Here is a 23,709-nt window from a genome sequence, read left to right as displayed (position 1 = left end):
CTTCCTGTGTCAAGGGTTTAAAAATGGTTATTTACAGAGGAAAGAAACATGGTGCTTAAGCAATAGGGGATTACAGATTTGTTATAATGTTTCACGAGAGTTAAAATTTGAGCACTTTTTCAGAAGAGAGTCGAGTTAGAGCCCTTGACGCATAGTCGGGGTATGGCTATAATTTTTCGTGCTGAGAAAATTTTTTAATTTCCGATCCTTAAGGACGAGGTTGATTTTCAGTTATCTTCTTGCGGTGGGGATGGTGGGTGTCTTATGCACTTTGAGCGGGATAATGATGATTAATCAAGGCATTATCAATCAAGCCCAAAACCGGGTGAGCGCCGACCTCAACTCCGCCCGCGAAATATATGACCAGTTTGCAAACCAGATTTTAAATGTTTGTAAATTTACGAGCACCAGATTTTTTCTACGAAGAGCCTTAATGGCGAAAAAAACGACCGAGATGATTGAGGAACTGCAACGGGTTCTTAAATCCGAAAGGGTAGATTTTCTTTCGGTTTGTGATGCTAATGGCATAGTTTTTGCCCGGGCTGGAAATACAAGTCTTTGGGGGGATACATTTTTTAATTCCTTAATTGAAGAAGTGATGCGGAAGAAAATACCTCTCTGTGCTACTGAAATATTATCAGGTGAGCAACTTCAGAAGGAAAATCCTGAACTTAAAAAAAGGGCTGAGATTACGATTTTACCAACCCCGCGTGCAAAGTTCCAACGGACTGGTATTGAGACATCGGGTTTGGTCATTTTAGGTGCCGCACCGATTCTTGACGATAATGAAAACCTGGTTGGTATTGTTTATGCGGGCAAATTAATCAACAACAATTTTGATATCGTCGACCGGATTAAAAACACAGTTTTCCTCAACGAACAATATAAGGGGCGTGATATCGGGACTTCCACGATTTTTATGCGTGACCTCAGAGTCTCTACAAATGTCTTGAATACCGATGGTTCAAGGGCAATAGGGACTCTTATCTCGCGCGAGGTGTATGAGGCAGTGCTGGAGAAAGGACAGGTGTGGATGGCAAGGGCATTTGTGGTTAAGGATTGGTACATCACTGCCTACCAGCCGATAAAAAATTTTGCTGGAGAGATCATCGGAGTTTTGTATGTGGGAATTCTTGAGAAAAAGTATACCGATATGCGCAATCAATTTGTGTTATTTTTTGTCGGTTTAACTGGCTTTTTTATGTTGATTGCAACGGGTTTTTCATATTTTTTATCAGGGAAGATTATCCGGTCGATTGCCGAGATTACACAGGCCGCACGCGAAATAGGTAAAGGTAATTTTCCAGAAAAGATTAATATTACCACCCAGGATGAGATTGCTGATTTGGCAAAAGCATTTCAGTATATGATTGATTCTATTAAAAAGAGGGATGAGGAGCTAAAAAAGTATGCCCAGCAAACGATTGCTGAAGCCGAACGGCTTGCCATCATCGGACAGCTTGCCGCCGGTGTGGCCCACGAAATAAACAATCCTTTAACAGGTATCCTCCTTTATTGCGATCTGATGTTAAAGGGTTTGCCTGAAGACCATCCACATCGGAAGAATTTAGTGCGGATTAATAACGAAGCTCATAGATGCAAGACCATTGTTAAGGGTTTACTCGATTTTGCCCGGCAGAAAAAACCCGAAACAAAGAAGGTTCCCATAAACGAATTGATTGAAACTACTTTGAATCTTTTGAAAACCCAGGCAATATTCTTGAATATTAATATAAAATTAGAGTTGGACAGAAATCTTCCGGATATTGATCTTGACCCTGGGCAGATCCAGCAAGTCTTGATAAATATAATAATGAACGCGGTAGAGGCAATGGAAGGTAAGGGAGATTTATCGATCAGGACCGGGCTTTCTCCTGACGAGAAGATGGTATATGTCGCCATTTCTGATACCGGTCCAGGAATAAAACCGGAACATCTTAAAAAGATATTTGAACCATTCTTCACCACAAAAGAGCTAACCCATGGTGTTGGATTGGGACTTTCCATCAGTAAACGGATAGTTGAGGACCATAATGGAAGAATTGAGGTCTTTAGTGAACCGGGTAAAGGAGCAACTTTTGTTGTTAAACTACCCTTTTAGAATTTCCGCATTAGGTAAAGTGTAAAAAAATTAAACAAATAACCATTGGAAAATAATGTGAAAGGCAAATGTTGCATAAATAAACACATTTTACCCCCTCTTATTTTGTAAAAGAGAAAAATTTCATGATTTTTCGAGAGATTTTGAAATGTCAGCAGGCACGATTTTTGCTTATTGAATGGAGTGATGAAGTGTCCTTTTCTTGAAGAGATCGTTGTCAATTACTGTTCGATAGCCACGACCAGAAAAATGATTCCTAAGGGCAAAAACACAGAATTGTCAAAGTGTGAATCAACATATTTTGATTGTCCGATTTATCAAGGTTATCTGGCTAAAAAGAAAAAAGTGGTAAAGAAGACCATTCAGAAAGTAGACCAGAATGGCAATGAGCAGAGATAAACCAAAAATCTTGGTCATTGATGATGAACAGACGATTCGTGATGCGTGCTGTCAAATATTTGGCGAAAAAGGATATGAGGTTGAATGCGCAGCGAATGGAAGTGAAGGGCTTAAAAGATTTTTAGAATTCAAGCCGGATATTATTTTTATTGATTTAAAGATGCCGGGAATAAGTGGGATGGAAGTTTTAAAGAAGGTCATAGAGGAGAGGACCGGGGCGATACCGATTGTGATTACCGGATATGCTTCCATCGAGACCGCGGTGGAATCAATGAAGAGTGGTGCCTTTGATTTTTTGCCTAAACCTTTTACTGTTGAAGAACTTCTGGTGATTACGGAGCGCGCATGGGAACGAAAAAAGATTCAGGACGAGAAAGAAAGATTGGAGCGAGAAAAAGATATGATGCGCCAGAATTTCATCTCGCTGGTTTCTCATGAGTTGCGTACCCCGTTGGTGGCGGTGATACAGTATCTTGAGGTGCTTGCCGGAGGAATGGTGGGTGGTATCCCAGAAAGCCAGATGAAGATCATTGAAAGAATGAAGATAAGGTTGCATGAAATGTTGAATCTCATCAATCGCTGGTTGAAATTGGCACGGATAGAAGAGTTGAATCTGAAAGATAGTTTTGAAGAATTTTCGTTGCGCAAGATTATTGAAGAGGCGATAGAAATAATAAACCCACTTGCGCAGGAACGAAAGGTGAAGATTGAAAAAGAGATTGCTCCAGGAGAAATGATTATTTTTGGTGATCCGGAGCTGTTAAAAGAAGTATTTGTTAATCTACTCACCAATGCCGTGAAATATAATCGTGAAAATGGATCAATTTTTGTAAATTGCTGGATAAGCGATAAATTATCAGTTACAGAGATCACCGATACGGGCATTGGTATTTCCGAAGAGGATATGAAAAGACTCGGTGAAGAATTCTATCGGGTTAAGAGGGAAGGTGTTGCTACTGGTTCGGGTTTAGGGTTAGCAATTGTGAAAAAAATTCTTGATCTTCATAATGGACGACTGGTAATAAAAAGCAAATTAAACGAGGGGAGCACTTTTTCAGTTTATTTACCTTTAACCACCAGTCATGGTGGACCGGAAAAAAGGAGTGAGTCATGAGAAAAATAAGGATTTTATTTATCGATGACGATAAGGACTTTATTGAAGCTAACCAGGTGATTCTCAATAACGCAGGTTACGAAGTGATTACCGCGTTTGATGGGCACACCGGCTTAAAAAAGGCAATGAATGAAAAGCCTGATTTAATCATTCTGGATGTAATTTTGCCCGATATCAATGGTTTTTCCGTGTGTCGGGAGATAAAGGAGAATCCAGATTTACAGAATATTCCGGTAATCCTTTTTACCGCAATCGGTGCTGAGTCAGCAACCTATCCTAAAAACATTGGTATTCAACACAAGGCTGATGCCTATATTGAAAAACCTGCAAGTCCAGAATTGCTTTTGGAGAAGGTGAGATTTCTCCTTACTGCTTCCCAGCCAAAACCGAAAGCAGAGACTGGGCGTCCCAAGATTCTCCTTGTTGATGATGATCCGGATTTCCTTGACGCCACCAAACAGATATTAGAGGCAAACCGCTTTGAGGTTATTACTGCACGTGATGGTGAAGAGGGCATTCAAAAGGCAAAGAGCGAGAATCCCGATTTGATATTTCTGGATGTCATTATGCCGGGCAAGGATGGCTACACGGTTTGCTATGAATTGCGAAAAAATCCTCAGACCCGTCCCATTCCGATAATAATGCTTACCGCAATCGGACAGCAATTATCAAAACCAGAATACGCGGTGGACATTGCCATTGACCACCTTGCAGATGATTTCATTGATAAACCGGTGGATACGCAAACACTTTTGAAAAAAATCGAAAAACATTTACTGTTTCGGTAGCTGATAAAAAATTTGAAGGGGGATTATGAGCGATATTGACCCAAAATTTAAATACCAGGTTGCTCAAGAGTCTGGTGGCGAGAAGATCAAATTATGTTTTGCCTGCGGTATCTGCACGGCGAGTTGTCCGGTGCGCGAGATTGATGATAGATATAATCCAAGAAAAATTATCAGAATGATTCTTTTAGGCATGAAAAAAAGGGTCCTCGGGAATGATTTTATATGGCTTTGTTCCGGTTGTTACGCCTGCACGGAAAGATGTCCCCAGGGTGTGCGATTCACCGAAGTGATGAATGCCGTTAAAAATATTGCCGTAAAAGAAGGTTATGTGCCCAAAGCATTTATCCAGCAACTAGAACTGCTGAAAAAACTGGGGAGACTCTATGAAATTGATGAATTCGACAATAATAAGCGTGCCGCGCTGGGACTACCCAGGGTTTCAAAAACAAAAGGCTTTACTGAAAAGATCATGAAGTTCACGGGAGTTGATCAACTCCTTGCACCACAGAGTATTGATAAATAGTTTATGAAGTGAGGTTTTATGAAATATGCATTTTTTCCGGGTTGTACGGTCTTGGGTCGGGGTAGAAATTACGAGATTTCGGCAAGGGTTGTGGCATCGACATTAGGTATTGAACTTATTGACATTGATGATTTTGAGTGCTGTGGATTTCCACTTAAATCCGTCCATTATGATACCTATTTCTTGATGGCGGCACGCAACATCCTTACGGCTGAAGAACAGGGTTTACATATCTGCACCCTTTGCAGCGCCTGCACTGGTTCGCTGACCGAGGTGAATAAACACTTGAATGAAAATTTTGATCAGCGGGCGAAGGTTTTGGCACAACTGAAAAAAAGCGGTATAGAATTAAAGATTGGCAAACCAGTTAAAGTAAAACATTTCGTCAAAATTCTTTATGAGGAGATGGGGGCAGAAAGAATAGGTAAGACAATAAAACGAAGATTAACAAATCTCGCGCTGGCGCCTCATTATGGCTGTCACTATTTGAAACCTTCGGATATTTACGAGAATGCTGAAGACCCGGAAAACCCAAAGTCGCTGGATGAGTTGATTGCAATCACCGGCGCGAAGGTGATAAACTATCCAGAAAAATTAAGGTGCTGTGGTGCCGGGATTCTGGCGGTAAATGAAGATGCAGCATATGCATTAACCCGTCCGAAGTTGAAAGAGCTTGCGAGGGATTCTGCGGATGCCATGGTTTTGATGTGTCCATTCTGTAGCGTCATGTATGATGATAATCAGAGAAAGATTGAACAGAAATTTCAGGAACAATATAATCTTCCCGTGCTTTATTATCCACAGGTTTTGGGTTTGGCAATGGGTTTGGAACCAAGGACGCTCGGTTTACAGATGAACAGAGTATCCACCAAAAGAATTCTTGAAAAGATAATGTAAGAATTCACCAGAGCAATGAAGAAGGTCGGCGCAGTGCTCATAATCGGCGGCGGTATTGGAGGTGTGCAGGCGGCATTGGACCTCGCCGATTCAGGATTTAAAGTTTATTTACTTGAAGAAACACCGAGTATCGGCGGGGTGATGGCACAACTTGATAAAACCTTTCCGACCAATGATTGTTCAATGTGTATATTGGCGCCGAAACTGGTGAGTGCAGGAAGACATCCGAATATTGAATTGATAACCTATGCAGAACTTAAATATGTTAGCGGTGAACCTGGCAATTTTGCGGTCCGTATTTTAAAAAGGTCAACGTTTGTTGATTGGGATAAGTGTAATGGCTGTGGTGTATGCTGGGGAAAATGTCCGATAAAAGTGGATTCGGATTTTGAATGTGGCTTGGGAAAGAGAAAGGCGATATATGTTCCATTTCCACAGGCAGTCCCCAACAAGGCCGTGATTGATAAAGAGCACTGCACATATTTTGTAAAAGGTGGTAAATGTCGCGTGTGCCAGATCCTCTGTCCGGCAAAGGCAGTTGATTTTAATATGGGAGATAAGCAAATTGATATCAATGTCGGGAGTATTATCGTTGCTACTGGTTCAAAAACCTTTGACCCCCGTTTGAAGTCTACCTATGGTTATGGCAAATATGCCAATGTAATAAAATCTATTGAATTAGAAAGGATTTTGAATGCCTCGGGTCCTTTCCAGGGGCACCTTGTGAGACCTTCTGATAAAAAAGAGCCGCAAAAGGTTGCATTCATTCAATGTGTCGGCTCCCGTGATACAAAATCGGGAAATGCTTATTGTTCGTCAGTCTGTTGTGTCTATGCGATTAAAGAAGCAATCTTGATGAAGGAACATAACCGCGCCCTTGACTGCACAATATTTTATATGGATATGAGGACATTTGGCAAGGGTTTTGAATCATACTATAAACGGGCAAAAGAGAAATACGGCATAAAATTTAAAAGGGCAATGATTGGTGAAGTCACAGAGCTGAACGAGACCAGAAATTTATTACTCAAATATGAAGATGAGGATGGCAAACTTAATAAAGAAGAGTTTGATATGGTGGTTCTGTCTGTCGGTTTGAGACCCGATGAAAATATAAAAAGACTTGCGGAAGTTTTGAATTTGGAATTGTCAAATTTTAATTTTATTAAATCCATGCCATTTTCTCCAATTGAGACACTTCGGCCCGGTATATTTGTATGTGGAACCGCATCATCGCCTAAAGATATTCCGGAAACCGTCACGGAGGCGAGTGCCGCCGCAGAGAAGGCAATAGAATTGATAAAAGAAGAAAGACATAAACTCACCCGAAAGATTGAATATCCTGCAGAGATTGCTGTTGCAGGTGAACAACCGCGTATCGGTGTTTTTGTCTGCCATTGTGGCATAAATATTGCCGGGACAGTAAAAGTAATGGAAGTTGTTGAATATGCAAAAACTTTGCCCAATGTAGTATACGCTGAGAACAATCTGTATTCATGCTCTGATGATTCCCAGCAACACATTAAAGAGATGATTGAAAAATATAAACTCAATAGGGTTGTGGTTGCTGCCTGTACACCCAGAACACATGAGCCGTTATTCCAGGAGACGATAAGAGAGAAGGGATTAAATAAGTTCTTATTAGAGTTTACAAATATCCGTGACCAGTGCTCTTGGGTTCATTCTCAGGAACCAGAACTGGCAACCGAAAAGGCAAAAGATCTGGTCAGGATGGCATGTGCACGGGCAAATCATTTAGAACCTCTACCCACGATTATGATTCCAATCAACCAGAGTGGCCTCGTAATCGGTGGCGGTATCAGTGGGATGAATGCGGCATTGAGTCTTGCCAATCAGGGATACAAAGTTTATCTTGTAGAAGAATCACCAGAATTGGGTGGAAATGCAAAACATATCAATCAGACCGTTGACGGCCGGAATGTAAAAGAATATCTAAGTTCGTTGATAAAAAGTGTGGAAACAAATCCCAATATTAAAATTTATAAGAATAGCAAAATAGAATCGGTGAATGGATATATTGGTAATTTCCGCACAAGGATAAAAAAATTGGAAAAGGAAAGCCAGAGGCAGGAATTGATTGAGTTTGAACACGGTGTAATAATCGTTGCGACTGGTGCGCAGGAATACAAACCGACCGAATATCAATATGGCAAAGATTCAAGGATAATCACCCAGCGGGAACTGGAAGAAAAGATATTTAACCAAACATTTCAACCATTCAACTATAAGACAATAGCAATGATTCAGTGTGTTGGTTCGCGAGATAAAGATAGGAAATATTGTAGTCGTATCTGTTGCACCCAGGCGATAAAGAATGCCCTATTTATCAAACAGAAAAATTCTGAAACCGAGGTGGTGATATTCTATAAAGATATACGAACTTACGGAATTAATGAATTATACTATCAAAAGGCAAGGGATGCCGGTGTATTATTTATCAGATATGATGATGAAAATAAACCAGAGATTTCCCTGCGTGATGGTTCACTTTTTGTTAAGGCAAAAGAACTGATACTCAATGAGGAAATTGAGTTGCCTATGGATTTAGTTGTTCTTTCTGCAGGTATCATTCCCAATGAATCAAATAAAGAGATTGCCCAATTATTAAAGGTACCCTTAAATGAAGATGGGTTTTTCCTTGAGGCACATATGAAACTTCGTCCGGTTGACTTTGCTACAGATGGAATATTTATCTGCGGAATGGCTCACGGACCAAAAACGATAGATGAGTCAATTGCCCAGGCACAGGCAGCAGTCGCCCGAGCTGGAGTTGTTCTTTCCCGAGATACGATCGAAGTTCTGCCTGCGGTTGCTGAAGTTGATAAGGAGAAATGCATTGGTTGCGGAATATGTGAAAAATTATGTGCGTATCAGGCGCATGAATTAAAAAGGACTGAGAAGGGCTATCGTTCAGAAGTCATTTCGGCTTATTGTAAAGGTTGTGGTAGTTGCGCAGCATCCTGTCCGCAACAGGCAATAACGATGAAACATTTTACCAATGAACAGATAATGGCAATGGTGGAGGTATTGTGATCATGTATTGTAACCTAATAGGCAGAGAGGGGTTCAAAGTCTGGGTGGGGAAGCGGAGTGGATTTTTATATTTATTGGTCAGGGTAATTTTGCAGGTAGGAGAAAAAAATGACTGATTTTCAGCCCCGGATTCTTGGCTTTCTATGCAACTGGTGTTCTTATGCAGGTGCTGATCTGGCAGGTGTATCAAGGATTCAGTACCGGCCAAATATCCGTGTAATAAGGGTAATGTGTTCAGGAAGGGTTGATCCGATTTTTATCATCAATGCCTTCTTGCGCAAAATAGATGGTGTAATGGTTTTAGGTTGTCATTTTGGCGATTGCCATTATCTCAATGGAAATTATAATGCAGAAAAAAGAATTATTGCAACACAGAAACTACTTTCATATACAAAAATTGAGAAAGAAAGGTTATATCTTGATTGGGTTTCTGCCGCCGAAGGTGAGCGGTTTGCCAGTCTGGTTAATACATTTGTGGATAGAATAAGAAATTTGGGTCCAATAAAAATAAATGAAGATACAGAAGATATGTTAGTATCGGTCCGAGATGTCCTCCAGGGTGAAAGATTTAGACATCTCACCGGTGTGGAATATCAAATAACCGAGATAGGGAATGTCTATGGTGAAAGAATACCTGTTGAAGATTTTGATAAAAAACTTGAAGAGATCTTATACGAAGAATATACAAAGGCGCGGATATTAAGGCTATTGAAAGTTGATCAATTGGCTACCCCACAGATTGCCTGTAAATTAAATATTGCTCCAGATATTGTATTTAAATGTGTCTGTTCCCTTCAAGAAAAGGGTGATGTATCAATGATGGAGATAAAGGATGGATATCCGATATATCGGGCTAATAAATGCTAATTTAGCAATCCAAGATTTTATAGTCATTGGATTAGGATTGAGAAGCCGGTTTAGTTTGGTTGAATTGTTTGAAGGAACCAAGAACCCAACTCTAACCTTTAAACCATTTCTTAAAATTTCAGGATTTTGATTATGAATAAGAAAATTGGCGCAGTAATGGTTGTCGGTGGTGGCATCGGGGGCATCCAGGCAGCACTGGACCTGGCAAATTCGGGTTTTAAGGTTTATTTGATAGATTCTGCACCAGCGATCGGTGGGATAATGGCGATGCTTGATAAGACATTTCCTACAAATGATTGTTCAATGTGTATTATGGCACCAAAACTTGTAGAGTGTGCACGCCATTTAAACATAAAGATTATCCCCGATGCAAAGATTGAAGGATTGAGTGGTGATGCGGGAAATTTTGTGGTAAAGGTAAGAAAGAGAGCACGATATGTAGATGCTACAAAATGCACTGGTTGCGGGGAATGTAAGAAGCATTGTCCAATTGAAATCGCCGATCGATTTAATCAGGGTTTAACAAACAGAAAGAGTGTTTATATTGAATATCCACAGGCAGTTCCTGCAGTTTATGTAATTGATAAAAACAACTGCATTGGTTGTGGTGTTTGTGAGAAGTTGTGTCTTGCCGGGGCAATAAAATATAAAGACAAAGACCTTGTCGAAGACATAAATGTTGGTGCGATAATCTTATCCCCTGGGGTTGATATATTTAACCCGAACGTTTATACAAAATTTGGTTACGGAATTTATAAGAATGTTGTTACCAGTCTTGAATTTGAACGTATTTTATCTGCCTCAGGACCTTTTTCCGGACATCTGCTCCGACCCTATGAAGGTAAGGTACCGAAAAAAATTGCCTTTGTCCAGTGTGTCGGTTCAAGAGACCCACAGGTTGGGAATCATTATTGTTCTTCGGTCTGTTGCACCTATGCAATCAAAGAAGCAATAATTGCTAAAGAGCATTCAAAGAATGGTCTTGAGACTACAATATTTTATATGGATATAAGAACATTCGGTAAAGGCTTTGAAGATTATTATAACCGGGCAAAGAATGAATACGGAGTGAGATTTATACGTGCAGGTGTTTCAAGGATTGAGGAAATTCCCAAAACGAAAAATTTGCTTGTCCATTATGAAGATGAAGAAGGTTTTATAAAAGAAGAAGAATTTGATATGGTAGTTCTATCAGTTGGTCTTGTGCCAAAAACAGATATGCGGATACTGTCGCGCTATCTACGGGTGCCTTTGAATGATTATGGATTTTGCAAGACTTCAGAATTTATACCAGTTGATACAATCCGCGATGGCATTTTTGTCTGTGGGGCATTTGCTGGACCAAAAGATATCCCCGAAACCGTTGCCCAGTCATCAGCAGCAGCAGGAAGGGCAATGGCATTACTGTCTGATGTAAGGGGTACGCTTGTGACAAAAAAAGAATATCCGGCTGAATCGGATGTGTTAAATGAGCCACCACGGATTGGTGTATTTATCTGCCATTGTGGTATAAATATCGGTGGTTATGTAAATGTGCCGGAAACTGTTGAATATGTAAAAAAATTACCCGATGTTGTTTATGCAGAAAGTAATCTTTATACCTGTTCTCAGGACACTCAGAAAAGGATAATTGAAAAAATTAGGGAGAATAAATTGAATAGGGTTGTCGTTGCTTCCTGTACACCAAGAACTCATGAGCCACTTTTTAGAGAAACGATACAGGAAGCAGGTTTGAATCCTTATTTATTTGAAATGGCAAATATCCGTGATCAATGCTCCTGGATTCATATGCATGAACCGGAGGCAGCCACTGAAAAGGCGAAAGATTTAGTGCGGATGGCAGTGGCAAAGGCACGCTTGCTTATGCCTTTAAAAAGAGTTGAGATTGATGTAATTCCTAAGGCATTGGTGATTGGCGGTGGTATAGCCGGGATGAGTTCGGCATTATTGCTTGCTGAGCAGGGTTTTGAAGTGTTTCTAGTTGAGAAAGAAGGAGAACTCGGTGGTAATATCAGGCATATACATAAGACCTTTGAGAATAGGGATGTCCAGTATTTTCTGAATCATACAATTGAAAAGATAAAAAATAATAAACTTATAAAGGTTTATACAAACAGCCGAATAGAACAGATTACTGGATTTGTGGGAAATTATAAAACAAAAATTATAAGCGGAGATTTAGAACCAGTTGAGATTGAACATGGTGTTGTGATTGTTGCAACCGGCGCGCAGGAATATAAACCAACCGAATATCAATATGGCAAAGATCCAAGAATAATTACCCAGCGGGAACTGGAAAAATTTCTTTTTGACCATCAGACCTTCAGACTATCAGACAATCTGACGATTGTGATGATTCAGTGCGTTGGTTCCCGTGATAACGATAGAAAATATTGCAGTCGTATATGCTGTTCCCAGGCGATAAAAAATGCATTGAATCTCCTTGAAACAAAGCCTGATGCAAATATTTATATCCTTTATAAAGATATTCGGACCTATGGATTTAAAGAAGAATTATATCGTCAGGCGCGAGAAAAGGGTGTGGTATTCATTAGATATGATGATGAGAAAAAACCCGAATTAATCATTGAGAATGGGAAAATGAAGATAAAAGCATTTGAACCAATTTTGAAAGAAGATCTGGTTATAGATACCGATCTCGTTGTCCTCTCCGCGGGAATTATCGCCCAGCCTAATAATGCAGAACTTGCGAAAATGCTTAAAGTTCCCTTAAACAGCGATGGTTTCTTCCTTGAAGCGCATGTTAAACTAAGACCGGTTGACTTTGCTACTGAAGGGGTATTTATGGCTGGTATGGCGCATAGTCCGATGACGATTGCCGAAGCTATTGTTCAAGCACAAGCTGCGACAGCACGTGCGGCAACGATTCTTTCAAACAAAAAATATTATGCTGAGGCAACTATTTCATCAGTAAATGAAGAACTTTGTGCGGGTTGCGGTATGTGTGGCGCCCTGTGTCCTTATGAGGCGATTGTTTACAAAGAGAAGGATGGTAAGAGAATTTCCAGTGTCAATGAGGCATTATGTAAAGGTTGCGGAACCTGTGTTGCATCCTGTCCTTCGGGCGCGATGATTCAGTATGGATTTACAAAAAAACAGATAATGGCAATGGTGGAGGCGTTGTGATGTCTGATTTCAAACCCAAAATAATCGTCTTCTGCTGCAATTGGTGTTCCTATGCGGGCGCTGACCTTGCTGGTGTTTCACGTCTCCAGATGAATCCTAATTTCAGGATAATAAGAACAATGTGCTCAGGGAGGGTCGAGCCCGATTTTATATTGACTGCGTTCAAAAAGGGCGTAGATGGAGTATTGATCACCGGGTGTCATCCTGGTGATTGTCATTATATTTCTGGTAATTATAAAGCATTGAGGAGGTATAATGCACTAAAATTACTTTTGAAAGAAATGGGGATTGATGACAGACGTTTAAAACTGGAATGGATTTCAGCAGGGGAGGGTGCAAGATTCCAGGAAGTAATAAATAACTTCATAAAAACAATCACCGAACTCGGGCCGATCAGTTAAGTTTTTTAATATCGAGTAAACTCGGTCACTACATTTGATAATGACAAATTGATAGCTTAATTGCTTATAATAATTTGCACCAGAAACCGAGGCTGAACACCCATTGACAACATAGAAAACTTTGTATAAAATATAATGGTAATAGAATTCTATGAAGAGAATTGCAAAATATACTGTAATATTGCTAATATTACTTATTGTGATTGTTTGTAAAAAAAAGAGCGATATACCAAAACCCGGCGGAGAAGTGAGAATTGCATGGACCGGTGGTTTGATTGGTGTTGACCCACAAAAGGATTGGGGTTGTGCTGGAGCAATGAAGATTATAAGGTTGGTTTATTCACCATTGTATTCTGTTGATAATCCAGAATTGGGCCTCGCTCAAAGTTTTTCTCATTCACCAGATTATACAGAATGGGAATTTGTATTAAAGAAGGATTGTTTTTTTCATACTGACCCATGTTTTGATTATAACCCCCGCCGGGTAAGTGCTTATGATGTGAAATATACATACGAGTTAATGAAAAATCCAAACCCTGCATTAGAATTAGAACCGGTTAATAGAATAAAAGAAATAATCGTCCTTGATTCATTTCGAATAAAATTTATTCTTAAAGAGTCCGATAAAAACTTTGTCAGGCGCCTTGACAATGAGATGGTCTATATTACTCCATCAGAAGCCAGGGAAAGATATAAAGATAACTTTTGTTTCCATCCGGTTGGGTCAGGACCATTCTGTTTTGAATTCTGGAATGAAAAAGTGCTTACTTTGGTAAAGAATAAAAACTTCTGGGCAAAAGATAAGGTTGGACAAAAACTACCGTATTTGGATAAGATTGTTATTAAATTTTTTGGTGATATTAATCAGTGTATAAATGCATTATTAAACAACGAAGTTGATATATCACCTGTGAACGCCGAAGTCGCTGACTTAATTTTTGAAAAATTAGGGGATCAGTTTATGGTCAAGGAAGATTATGAAAATTCAATCCAAATTATCCGATGTCCGTTCCCTTCACTTACCATACTATTGAATAATTGGGAGAATCCGACTTTAAAAGACCCATTGGTTAGAAAGGCGCTAAACTATGGAGTAAATCGCGATGAGATTACAAAAATTTTAGCTCTGCCTTTTGCCTTACCTGCTTATGGCCCGACATTGAAATACTTCTGTGAATTTAAATACGAATATAATCCGCAAATGGCGATTGAGTTACTAAAAAAGGCAGGTTATAAGAATGGACTTAAAGGCCTTTTCTTCCAACACTATCCCAATCCATTTTCCCGACAAATTGCCGAAGTGCTTCAATCGCAGTTGGCAAAAATAGGAATTGAAACAAAATTGTCCTGTGCGACAAGGGTCGCAGCATTGCGGGGACATCCCAGATGGGATTTTGATGTCATCTCAATTTTCTATAGTGATTCAACTCCATATTCCCATCTCCGTCTTTACTACAGCGGTTCAGCACCCTGGGTTGATTTTCGTTCTTCAGTCTTTGATTCGCTGTGGAAATCATACGATGCCCAGCCCGATAGCCTTTTAATATGCAAGATGGACTCCCTGGTCCTTGAGGAACCGCCATTTGTATTTCTCTACTGGAGTTATCCCTGCTTTCTTGCAAAAAAGAACTTAGAATCTCTTGACCCCATATCATACATCTCACCCTATACCTGGTGGAAGGATGAATAGATTTTTCGGTTCGTTTTCGTCGTTCTTATTTTTTGTGCTTATCTTTATCATCTTGCTCCCTTTGATATTAATCCAGTTCTCAATCAACCATATTACCATCAAAAAACTTCAAGAAAATATTGACCAGAGACTGACCTTTTATGGAAGTACTTTTATTGAATCCTTCAAAGATGAATGTAGAAGGTGCGAAGAAGAAATCTATTTTGCAAAAAGATATCTTTTTAAAAATGGAACCTATAAAAAAGAAGAGATTGGCTCATATTTTTTCAGTAGCGAAAGACCATTCTCAAGAATCAGCCTGCTTGATTCCAGAGGGGGGTGTATCTTTTCCCTTTTAGCAAATCCAGACCAGACATATTTTACACCCAAACCTTATGAAGAATTCAGAGATATGCCACCGATAGATTCGAGTTCACTGAGAAATTTTTCTGATACAACGCTGTTCCCTTTGCAATTACTTCCTGACCGTTCCGGATTTGTTCAGCGGATAATCTATAAACTTGCCAGTGAGCAGTTTATTTTAATTGATGTCAGTCTCTATAAATTAGTCACAAATTCGGTGAAAAAGACTAATCTCCCGATGAATTCTTTCCTTATATTATTTGATAAACAAAATGACATTATATACAACAATACTGATTTTATTAAATCTGAAGAGGCATTAAGGATAAAAGAGCGGGAGCATAAAGTTTCTGATTATACTATTCAAAATAGAATCTTCCGCATCCAGAAATTTGATGTTGATGCCATCCTTTGTATCGGGAAAAGTTTAGAAAAGGTTTCTTTAATTATTGGCATTGATTATACTGCAATGATTTCCGGGATAAAGAGCGGTATCACTCGGGGATTTTTATTAACTACTGGTTTTGGTTTGCTCGTCTGTATATTATTCTTATTTACAGGCTTTTATATTAAAAATAATACTACAAAAATTCTGAATAGAACAAAAGAGATAGCCGTAGGTGAATTTGATAAGAAAATCTCAATCCGTTTCCCTAATGAATTTGGTGCAATTGCCGATAATATCAATGAATTGAGCAGAAAACTGAAGATATTAACTCAAGAAAGATTAAAATCGGCAAAACTCTCGGCAATCGGAAGATTTGCTGCCCATATGGTCCACGATTTGCGCAATCCAGTCTATGGTCTTTCGCTTATTACCAGTGAATTGAGGAATCTCATAAAAAAGGATGACCCACGTTATAAATATTTCAACGAGATTGCAATCGGAATTGAAAGGCTGGGCGAAATCATAGAAAGAATTGCCGATCACGGCAGAATATATGAACCGAGATTAGAGAGGGTAGACATTAATAAATTGATTAGAGATGTTGCAGATGAATTTGAAAAGGCAAACCCCTGTAAGATTGATTTACAACTTGGTGAAGTCGGAATTTTAATGATTGACCCTGCTCAGTGGCGACGGGTATTTTTGAATCTCTTTCAAAACTCTTATGAGGCAAAGAAAGACGACTGTCATATCACAATTAAAACTATTTCTATCCCCTCGTCCTTGAAGGGAGAGGGAAAGGGTGAGGGTAAAACCAATCTTAACCCATCCGTGTATATAGAAATCTCAGATAAATCCGGTGGAATACCTGAAGAAATCCTTGATAAAATTTTTGAACCTTTCACCACGACAAAAAAGAAAGGGCTTGGTCTTGGACTATCCTTTGTTAGGGAAATTGTTGAAGTCCATAATGGCGAAATTAAGATTGAAAATAAACCGGGCATCGGAGTCAAATTTATAATTACGCTGCCTCGGAGTATTACAAATGAAGTTAGATAGACAAAACAATAGGTTAATGATATTTTCAATAATCTGGAGGTAGAAGTGTACAGGATTCTAATTGCTGATGACGAAAAGATTGTTGTAGAAGGACTGGCAATGGTCCTCAAAGAATATCAACCCCAGATTGCTACAACAAAAGACGAGGCGATAAAGATATTGAAGGAATATGAGATTGACCTTTTATTATGCGACCTTTACTTTCCCAATCTTGAAGATGGACTGTCGCTCATAAAAGAATCAAGAGAAATGTCACCAGAGACATTTGTGGTAGTTTTAACCGGTTACGGCTCAATAGAGACCGCAGTCCAGGCAATCAAAGCCGGGGCTGATGACTATCTCACAAAAGGGATTCCTCCTGAAGAATTGAAAATAAAGGTTGCCAATTTTATTAAGATTGTGCAGGAAAGAAGACAACTTGAGCAATTTCGTGGCATTTCGCAGTCAATCTTAGAAATAAGACCTGGATTTGATTTGATTGGGGAAAGTCCGCTTATGGTTGAAATCAAAAGAAAGATAGAAAAGGCAGCAAAGGAAGACATCAGTGTTTTAATCACCGGGGAGACCGGTACCGGTAAAGAGGTCTGTGCAAGACTGATACATAATTTAAGCCCGAGGAAACCATTTCCATTTCTGCCCATTGATTGTCCTTCAATCCCCGAGAATCTCTTTGAATCGGAATTGTTTGGTTACGAAAAGGGTGCATTCACTGATGCCAAACAAAGAAAATCTGGCAAGATTGAACTCGCCCATAGAGGGACACTATTTTTAGATGAAATTGCTGACCTGCCCATAAATTTGCAACCGAAACTTTTGAGATTCCTTGAGACCGGAGAATTCTATAGACTTGGTGGAACGAGACCTGTAAAAGTAGATACAAGAATCATTGCCTCAACAAATCAAAATCTTGAAGAAATGGCAGCATCAAAAAAGTTTCGCGAAGACCTTTATTATCGATTAAAAGTCTTTGCCGTTGATATGCCACCTTTGAGGAGGCGAAAAGAAGATATTCCCTTGCTTGTTGAGTATTTTTTTAAAACCTTTGACCCCCTTTCAAAAAAGTCTCATAAAATTTCTGAAAAACTTATGAATGCATTTATGGAATATGACTGGCCTGGTAATGCACGGGAATTAAGGAATATAATTGAATGTTATTTAATGACCGAAAGTGAAGAAGAAATCCTGAAGATGTTTTCCAAATCTTTTTCTCCCCCACCCTTGAAGGGAGAGAAGAAGGGTGGGGGTGAAGTTGACAAATCCCCTGTAGGGCAAGGCTTTAGCCTTGCTTATAAAGAAGCTCGAAAACAGGCACTCTGGCAATTTGAAAAAGAATATTTTACTACAGTTCTTCAAAACGAAAACTGGAACATCACCCGTGCGGCAAAGAAAATCGGCATATCAAGGGAAGAATTACACCGCAAAATAAAAAAATTAGGAATAAAAAAATCTTGATTTTGTTTGATCGGGATGTATAATATTGCAAAAGGAAATTAAATTATGGTAATTACAAAGTTAAAGATAATAAATCCCGAACATCCAAATAAAAAGAAATTATGTGAATTCTTAAACCCAATAAATAGCATCCTCAAACCATTACCAATGGTTCTAATGAAAAATTGGACCATCGGATGACTCACCAAATCGTGACTTTTCCCATCACACCTAAGATTTTGTCCGTCACACACATACATACTCTTTTAATCGGGTTTATTTGGTAAATTGGTTTGAAATTTCATAAGTTTTCTTGACACTCATGGTAAATATTCCCATCAATCTGTCAATCACTATTTGAAGGTGTGATTACATCCATCACATACAGCCACATTTAGTAAAAATTTCTCTTGAAATTTCATTATTTTTATCTTATTCCTTCAGGCACAAAATTTGCTATATTATTTATGGGGTAGAGTAAAGGGGCGGAAGTTAAAGGAGTGAAAATATAATTTTTAAAAACTTCCGCCCGTAATTTTGAGCCTGATTTTGATAGGGAAAAAGTGAGGAGAAATTTTGAAAAGAATAATGTTGGTTGAAGATGACCTAACTACATTGCGCTCGCTTGCCTTACTCTTTGTTAATGATTATGCCGTTGAAGAATACTCCAGTGCCGAAGAGGCATTAAAAAAATTAAAAGAAGACTCATATGATTTAATCATCGCGGACTTATTCTTAAACGAAATTACTGGGCTTGACCTCTATGAAATGGCAAAAGACAAATCACGATTTATAATCATTACCGGTTATCCAGAAAAAGAACTTGCTTTAAGGGCAAAAACAATGCTCGGCGACCGCTTCATTCCAAAGTCCAGCCCGCCTGAAGTCTTGAAATCCAAAATTGCTGAAATCCTCGGAGAATAGATGAAGTTACAAAGTCCTTCCTGTCATGCTGAATTTATTTCAGCATCTCATCCTGACGCACAGAATCTCGCTGTTGCTTTTTGGAATTTATCTATTGTTTGGGATTTGGTAATTGGAATTTCTTTTTTAAATTTTAGCGCCCGACCCTGATTTTCATCAGGCCAGGATTAATTCGGGCGAAAATATCAGCCCATGGCTGATTTGGTCTTTGAAAATTTATAATCACCTTCCAATCCACTCTGATGGGAGAAGAGGGTGAGAGTGAATAAAAGTTGGTGGTTAGCGTGGTAAGCGAATTATTTCTCTGGTCTTTTCTGCCTCGACGGAGATAAGACTTGCGATATACTTAATCAACTCCCTTGTCTCACGCCTGCCTTCCTCAATCATCTTCTCCACACGTTCGTTGCCTTCCTGAATCATCCTCTCCACACGTTCATTACCCTCTTGAATCAACTTCTCCACACGCTCGTTGCCTTCCTAAATTATCTTCTCCAGCCTTATGTTTCCTTCGTGAATCAACTCTTTTGCCCTTGCATCTTCCCTTTCTAGACGGTCAGTCCGTTTGCTTAAATTGATTGCGAAGCCTATTCCAACGCCAGCCAAGACTACACTGAAGACCCCCATCATTATTGCAAATAACTCCATACTAAATTTTAGTCAAAACAGTCATAAAGTCAAGACCAGAGAAAATAATCTTCCCGCAATGCGGGGAAAGGAGGAAAAATGCCAGAAAAAATCTGCACAAATTGCCGATATTATCAGCCTGATTATGGTATGTTTGGGGATAAAAAAGACCAGGGCAAATGCCAGTTATCAGGCGATAAGGTGAGATGGAATGCTTCCTGCACAAAATGGAAAGAAAAATAAATCCCTTACCGTCTCCTCTCCCTTGAAAGGAGATTTCCCCCGGTTCTCCTCTCCCTTGAAGGGAGAGGATTAAGGTGAGGGTGAGGGTGTTTAATCAAAAGGGCCTGGGTGTGCCTGCGAACACCCAGGGCAAAGCCGTGCCCTAAACGGCAAATCCCGCATAAGCGGGGAAAGGAGAAAAAATGGCTACTTGTCCAACCTGTAAAGGTAAAGGTATAGTTAAATGTCCCAAATGTCACGGTGCAGGTAGCACAGGGACATTAATTTCCCAAAAATGCGATAGATGCCACGGCGAGGGCTATTTAAAGTGCCCAAACTGTGGGGGGACAGGCAAGGTATAAATAATTATGAGGAGGCTAAAATGAAACTTATACTGACGAAGAATCAAAGCAAAGGACTACTCGGTGGTGTAAAGTTTGAAGTACGCGCTCAGGTTGAATTATCTGAAGAGGAAAAGAAACTTATTCATAATTATAAACTTGAAAATGATATACTCTTCCAGAAAAAAATGGTAAGCATCTGGGGACATCCTACGGATTATATGCTTGATGTGAAGGTAAAAGATTTCCTCTCTGGACAAACTTACAAATGTAAAGATTTGTCCGAAGTCATTAGCTTTGCGGAAAGTCTTAAAGAAGCAGGCAAGACGCTAAAAGCCTATCTTGAAGTGGCGAAATCCTTCGGCGGACAAGAAGTGATCGAATACTAATTAATGTAAGGAGATGATGAATGGTTGTTGTCATTGCTATCGTAATTATTGCGGTTGTTATTCTATTTCTTGTCCGGAAGAAATAGTTGTAGGTATGAGGGGTAAGTGTAAGATTTCATTGTTTCACTTGCCCCTTGTCTTAGAAAGCGAGTGTAAAAATGTGAATTGAAGCAGAATTAATTCAGGATAAAAAGGAGCGAAAATGCAACGAAATACTGCAGAATATTATTTAATATTAGCGAAGTCATTTATAGAAGAGAATCAATCTACATACGGCGAAATAAGGAAATTGCTTGACAGATATGAAAGAGACAGTCCGGAATATAGTTCTGCCCTCTCAAATGTAAGAAAGTATCTTCAAGATATTGAAAGTGATATGAAACTGACGCTCAAGATACTCACTCAGGCAGAGCAATTAAAGCCTGAAGTTACGGTTGAAAACGAAACCATAAGTTCGCTAAGATCTGAGGCTTATTTCTTGATCGGGCAAACCCATTTTTTGAGAGAGAACTGGGATAGTGCAATTACTGCGTATACAGAATCAATAAAAAATGAACCTGACCAGACAGCACTTTATAATCTGGCTCTTGCTATGGATAAAAAGGGGGCTGGTTTGACTGGCGGAAAAAAAGGGGAGATTATACAAGCCTATCAAAAAGTTATTGAATTTGACCCAAAGACAAAACTCGCATTAGACGCGGCTGATGCTATATTCTGGTGGGACAGAAATAAAGGTATTGAGGCCTATGAAAAAATTGCTGATGCTGAACCATTAAGTGATATGGGACTTGTTGCTGCTAAAAGAGCAGAAAGAGCAAAAAAATGAAATACGGAGAGACTTCCCAAAAAATCTATGAACTGCGGAATCGGTATAGAGATTATCTCGATCCCACAATCTCACGGCTAATGATAACTAAACCCGAAGGCGACCACATTATATATCGTTCTATTCTTCCGCTTATAAAAAAATTCCGCGCCGATGATCCCCTTATGGTTAACGAAGTAGAAAGACTTCTTAAAAAGGACATCAGAAATTGGGTAATTATGTATCAATTACCTGAGACCTTTAAAATTGAGATTTACTGCGGAAGACCAAGCAAATTCAGCGCTAAAAACACAAAATCTAGTTGTTTCATTTCCGCCGCCCTCAATGATTCTCTACCCGCCAATGAGATTGTCCTTATCCCACAATTCAGAGACCATGTTCTTACAAAATCAATGTTAGGAACACTTTTTGTCCACTGTTATTACCTCTTTTCACCATTTCTCGCTCAGTTGATTGCGCAATCTGGAGTCCTCAAAGAAATTGTAAAAATAGCAATTATATCACCTCTGGTTAAATTTGTTGGCATTTTATTATATAGAGATGGCAACCGATAATAAAACACTTAATGGCATCGGGAGCACTGGTAGTTTTGCTATAATCCAGTGCTCCCATAAAATACAATGGAGAAAAACACAATGGACTTAAACGAAGTTCTAATTGAAGCAGCTAAAGATGGGAATATGCTTGTGCTTAAAGCAGCATTGGATAAGGGTGCGGATATTAATGCAAAAGATAAAAACGGCTGGACTGCTTTAATGTGGGCTTCTAAAAATGGACATTCAGAGATTGTAAATTTCCTTAAAGAAAAAGGGGCAAGTATTACTGTGGAAAGCGTCGCCCCTGATATTGAAGATAAGGAGCTTCCAAATCGACCTGATTTAAGTTGGAATATAATATTTACCCGATTTGGACAGGGAGTAATGGCAATGGCATCCGATGGCTCGGGATTGAAAGTGATTTATCCGAACGGTGAAATGCCAAATATCTCAAATGATGGAAATAAGATTGTTTTTGTTTCAGGATTGCGATTTTCAAACCGACCACTTGCGGATGTTGATGCATTATATTATGCCAGCAGAATTGATAAGGGATATAGTATTACGCGTTTACCTTTTGGGGCGGAGCGTTATATAAATTCTCTTCCAGAAATTTATATTATCGACATTCAACAAGGGATATATAAAAAATTGCCAATGAATGAAGATATTGGACCCAGTTTTCCGAAGTTCTCACCGGATGGAAAGAAGATTGCATTCAAGGGAACAAAAGAATGGAAATGTGATATTTGGATAAGTGACGTTGATAACTGGAATATGTACCGCCTCACGCATGAAGAATCGGTTGACTACTTTTGCTGGATTTCTGATGAGGAAATCTTTTTTTCTACCGAGAAGGGCGAAAAGTATATAATCAATACCGATGGAAGCAAATTGGAAAAACTTACATTGTTTGAAAAAGACGATTATGAACCGCTCTGGAGCAGAGATGGTAGAAAGATCGCATTTTGTAATAGCAACGACCTCTATATAATGGACTCTAATGGTGAGAATAGAAGGCGTCTCACTGAAATAAAAGGATGGATAGGTGATTGGTCACCTGATAATCAGTGGATATTGTTTGCCTCTCGTAAGATGAATGGTAATGGTTGCGATATTTTTGTTATTAGAGTTGATGGTAAATATGAGATGCGATTGACCAGTGAATATGTCGGTGATGATGAAATTGGGGGTGACTTTGATCCTTGCTGGTTCTGTTAATCTGATGAATATCTTGGATAATAACAAATCCCGCATTGACAAGAATAATTATTTAAGTAAACTATAATTAAGGAGATGTAAAATGGATGAGAAATCTAAAAAAACCAAACGGTCAGAGGGAAATATTGTTTCATCCGGGGTCACACCTGGTGGTACGACCCTGAAGGATGAAAAGCCCGTAATCAAAGCCGGTGTTGCTGTTGCACCAACCCCTACAACCCAGATAATCTCGGCTGGAATTGTAGGCGCAGTTGGTGGTGAGATTATCCTTAATGATAAGAGTTATAAAGTATTAAAGGTTATTGCCCGTTCTACGGGTGAAGCCGAGGTCTACTTGTTAGAGAGAGAAAAACAGAAGTATATTTTCAAGTATTATTATCCGTCTTTCAAACCGAAGGATGCAATTTTACAACAACTGAAAGGAC

At 39.2% G+C, this 23,709-nt stretch carries 22 protein-coding genes; 20 read left to right on the top strand and 2 right to left on the bottom strand.

Going from position 1 to position 23,709, the window contains the following annotated elements; all coding sequences use genetic code 11:
• Positions 1–178: 178 nt before the first annotated feature.
• The 14 genes from ABIL39_07265 to ABIL39_07200 all read left to right on the top strand — a co-directional run bounded on the left by ABIL39_07265 (position 179) and on the right by ABIL39_07200 (position 19,125).
• Positions 179–2,101: a cache domain-containing protein gene (locus tag ABIL39_07265; protein ID MEO0165919.1), complete on the top strand. Its 1,923-nt coding sequence runs from the start codon at positions 179–181 to the stop codon at positions 2,099–2,101.
• Positions 2,102–2,287: 186 nt separating this feature from the next.
• The gene (locus tag ABIL39_07260) at positions 2,288–2,500 is read left to right on the top strand and encodes a hypothetical protein (GenBank protein ID MEO0165918.1); all 213 of its coding nucleotides are present in this window, start codon (positions 2,288–2,290) and stop codon (positions 2,498–2,500) included.
• Complete coding sequence (locus ABIL39_07255) at positions 2,481–3,614, top strand: response regulator (protein MEO0165917.1); 1,134 nt, start codon at positions 2,481–2,483, stop codon at positions 3,612–3,614. Before ABIL39_07260 ends, ABIL39_07255 begins: the two co-directional genes overlap by 20 nt.
• Positions 3,611–4,402, top strand: coding sequence for a response regulator (locus ABIL39_07250; protein ID MEO0165916.1), 792 nt, complete (start codon positions 3,611–3,613; stop codon positions 4,400–4,402). The genes ABIL39_07255 and ABIL39_07250 overlap by 4 nt, the downstream gene beginning before the upstream one ends.
• Positions 4,403–4,427: 25 nt before the next feature.
• The gene (locus tag ABIL39_07245; GenBank protein MEO0165915.1) at positions 4,428–4,925 is read left to right on the top strand and encodes a 4Fe-4S dicluster domain-containing protein; all 498 of its coding nucleotides are present in this window, start codon (positions 4,428–4,430) and stop codon (positions 4,923–4,925) included.
• Positions 4,926–4,943: 18 nt separating this feature from the next.
• Complete coding sequence (locus tag ABIL39_07240) at positions 4,944–5,822, top strand: CoB--CoM heterodisulfide reductase iron-sulfur subunit B family protein (GenBank protein MEO0165914.1); 879 nt, start codon at positions 4,944–4,946, stop codon at positions 5,820–5,822.
• Between the two features lie 15 nt (positions 5,823–5,837).
• A complete protein-coding gene (locus ABIL39_07235; protein ID MEO0165913.1) occupies positions 5,838–8,876 on the top strand; it encodes a CoB--CoM heterodisulfide reductase iron-sulfur subunit A family protein in 3,039 nt (1,012 codons plus the stop codon).
• A gap of 108 nt (positions 8,877–8,984) precedes the next feature.
• Entirely contained in the window at positions 8,985–9,743 is a 759-nt protein-coding gene (locus tag ABIL39_07230) for a hydrogenase iron-sulfur subunit (GenBank protein ID MEO0165912.1), read from the top strand.
• 132 nt (positions 9,744–9,875) lie between these two features.
• Complete coding sequence (locus ABIL39_07225) at positions 9,876–12,890, top strand: CoB--CoM heterodisulfide reductase iron-sulfur subunit A family protein (GenBank protein MEO0165911.1); 3,015 nt, start codon at positions 9,876–9,878, stop codon at positions 12,888–12,890.
• Complete coding sequence (locus ABIL39_07220) at positions 12,890–13,291, top strand: hydrogenase iron-sulfur subunit (GenBank protein ID MEO0165910.1); 402 nt, start codon at positions 12,890–12,892, stop codon at positions 13,289–13,291. The genes ABIL39_07225 and ABIL39_07220 overlap by 1 nt, the downstream gene beginning before the upstream one ends.
• A gap of 151 nt (positions 13,292–13,442) precedes the next feature.
• Positions 13,443–14,981: an ABC transporter substrate-binding protein gene (locus ABIL39_07215; protein ID MEO0165909.1), complete on the top strand. Its 1,539-nt coding sequence runs from the start codon at positions 13,443–13,445 to the stop codon at positions 14,979–14,981.
• On the top strand, positions 14,974–16,770 hold the full coding sequence (locus ABIL39_07210; protein MEO0165908.1) for a HAMP domain-containing sensor histidine kinase: 1,797 nt from the start codon (positions 14,974–14,976) through the stop codon (positions 16,768–16,770). Before ABIL39_07215 ends, ABIL39_07210 begins: the two co-directional genes overlap by 8 nt.
• Positions 16,771–16,815: 45 nt before the next feature.
• Positions 16,816–18,222: a sigma-54 dependent transcriptional regulator gene (locus ABIL39_07205; GenBank protein MEO0165907.1), complete on the top strand. Its 1,407-nt coding sequence runs from the start codon at positions 16,816–16,818 to the stop codon at positions 18,220–18,222.
• Between the two features lie 555 nt (positions 18,223–18,777).
• Positions 18,778–19,125, top strand: a complete 348-nt coding sequence (locus tag ABIL39_07200) for a response regulator (protein ID MEO0165906.1) — start codon at positions 18,778–18,780, stop codon at positions 19,123–19,125.
• Between the two features lie 279 nt (positions 19,126–19,404).
• Here the strand turns inward: ABIL39_07200 and ABIL39_07195 are convergent, their stop codons facing one another.
• Entirely contained in the window at positions 19,405–19,587 is a 183-nt protein-coding gene (locus ABIL39_07195) for a hypothetical protein (protein ID MEO0165905.1), read from the bottom strand.
• 15 nt (positions 19,588–19,602) lie between these two features.
• Positions 19,603–19,770 (bottom strand): hypothetical protein, encoded by a 168-nt coding sequence (locus tag ABIL39_07190; GenBank protein MEO0165904.1) that lies wholly within the window; start codon positions 19,768–19,770, stop codon positions 19,603–19,605.
• A gap of 78 nt (positions 19,771–19,848) precedes the next feature.
• Between ABIL39_07190 and ABIL39_07185 the strand changes: the two genes are divergently transcribed.
• From ABIL39_07185 to ABIL39_07160, 6 genes are all read left to right on the top strand, one after another.
• Positions 19,849–19,992 (top strand): hypothetical protein, encoded by a 144-nt coding sequence (locus tag ABIL39_07185; GenBank protein ID MEO0165903.1) that lies wholly within the window; start codon positions 19,849–19,851, stop codon positions 19,990–19,992.
• Between the two features lie 361 nt (positions 19,993–20,353).
• Positions 20,354–20,701 (top strand): hypothetical protein, encoded by a 348-nt coding sequence (locus tag ABIL39_07180; GenBank protein MEO0165902.1) that lies wholly within the window; start codon positions 20,354–20,356, stop codon positions 20,699–20,701.
• A gap of 202 nt (positions 20,702–20,903) precedes the next feature.
• Entirely contained in the window at positions 20,904–21,527 is a 624-nt protein-coding gene (locus tag ABIL39_07175) for a tetratricopeptide repeat protein (GenBank protein MEO0165901.1), read from the top strand.
• A complete protein-coding gene (locus ABIL39_07170) occupies positions 21,524–22,081 on the top strand; it encodes a CFI-box-CTERM domain-containing protein (GenBank protein MEO0165900.1) in 558 nt (185 codons plus the stop codon). Before ABIL39_07175 ends, ABIL39_07170 begins: the two co-directional genes overlap by 4 nt.
• Positions 22,082–22,147: 66 nt before the next feature.
• Positions 22,148–23,284 (top strand): ankyrin repeat domain-containing protein, encoded by a 1,137-nt coding sequence (locus ABIL39_07165; protein ID MEO0165899.1) that lies wholly within the window; start codon positions 22,148–22,150, stop codon positions 23,282–23,284.
• An 82-nt stretch (positions 23,285–23,366) separates the two neighbouring features.
• Positions 23,367–23,709, top strand: a 343-nt coding sequence (locus ABIL39_07160; GenBank protein ID MEO0165898.1) for a hypothetical protein, incomplete at its 3' end; no start/stop codon positions are given.

The organism is candidate division WOR-3 bacterium, from assembly GCA_039802205.1.
In the GTDB taxonomy this organism is placed as follows: Bacteria; Hydrothermota; Tepidihabitantia; order SM23-42; family JAOAFX01; genus JAOAFX01.
The sequence above is the reverse complement of the archived record's forward strand: the minus strand, read 5'-3'. Positions and strand labels throughout refer to the sequence as shown.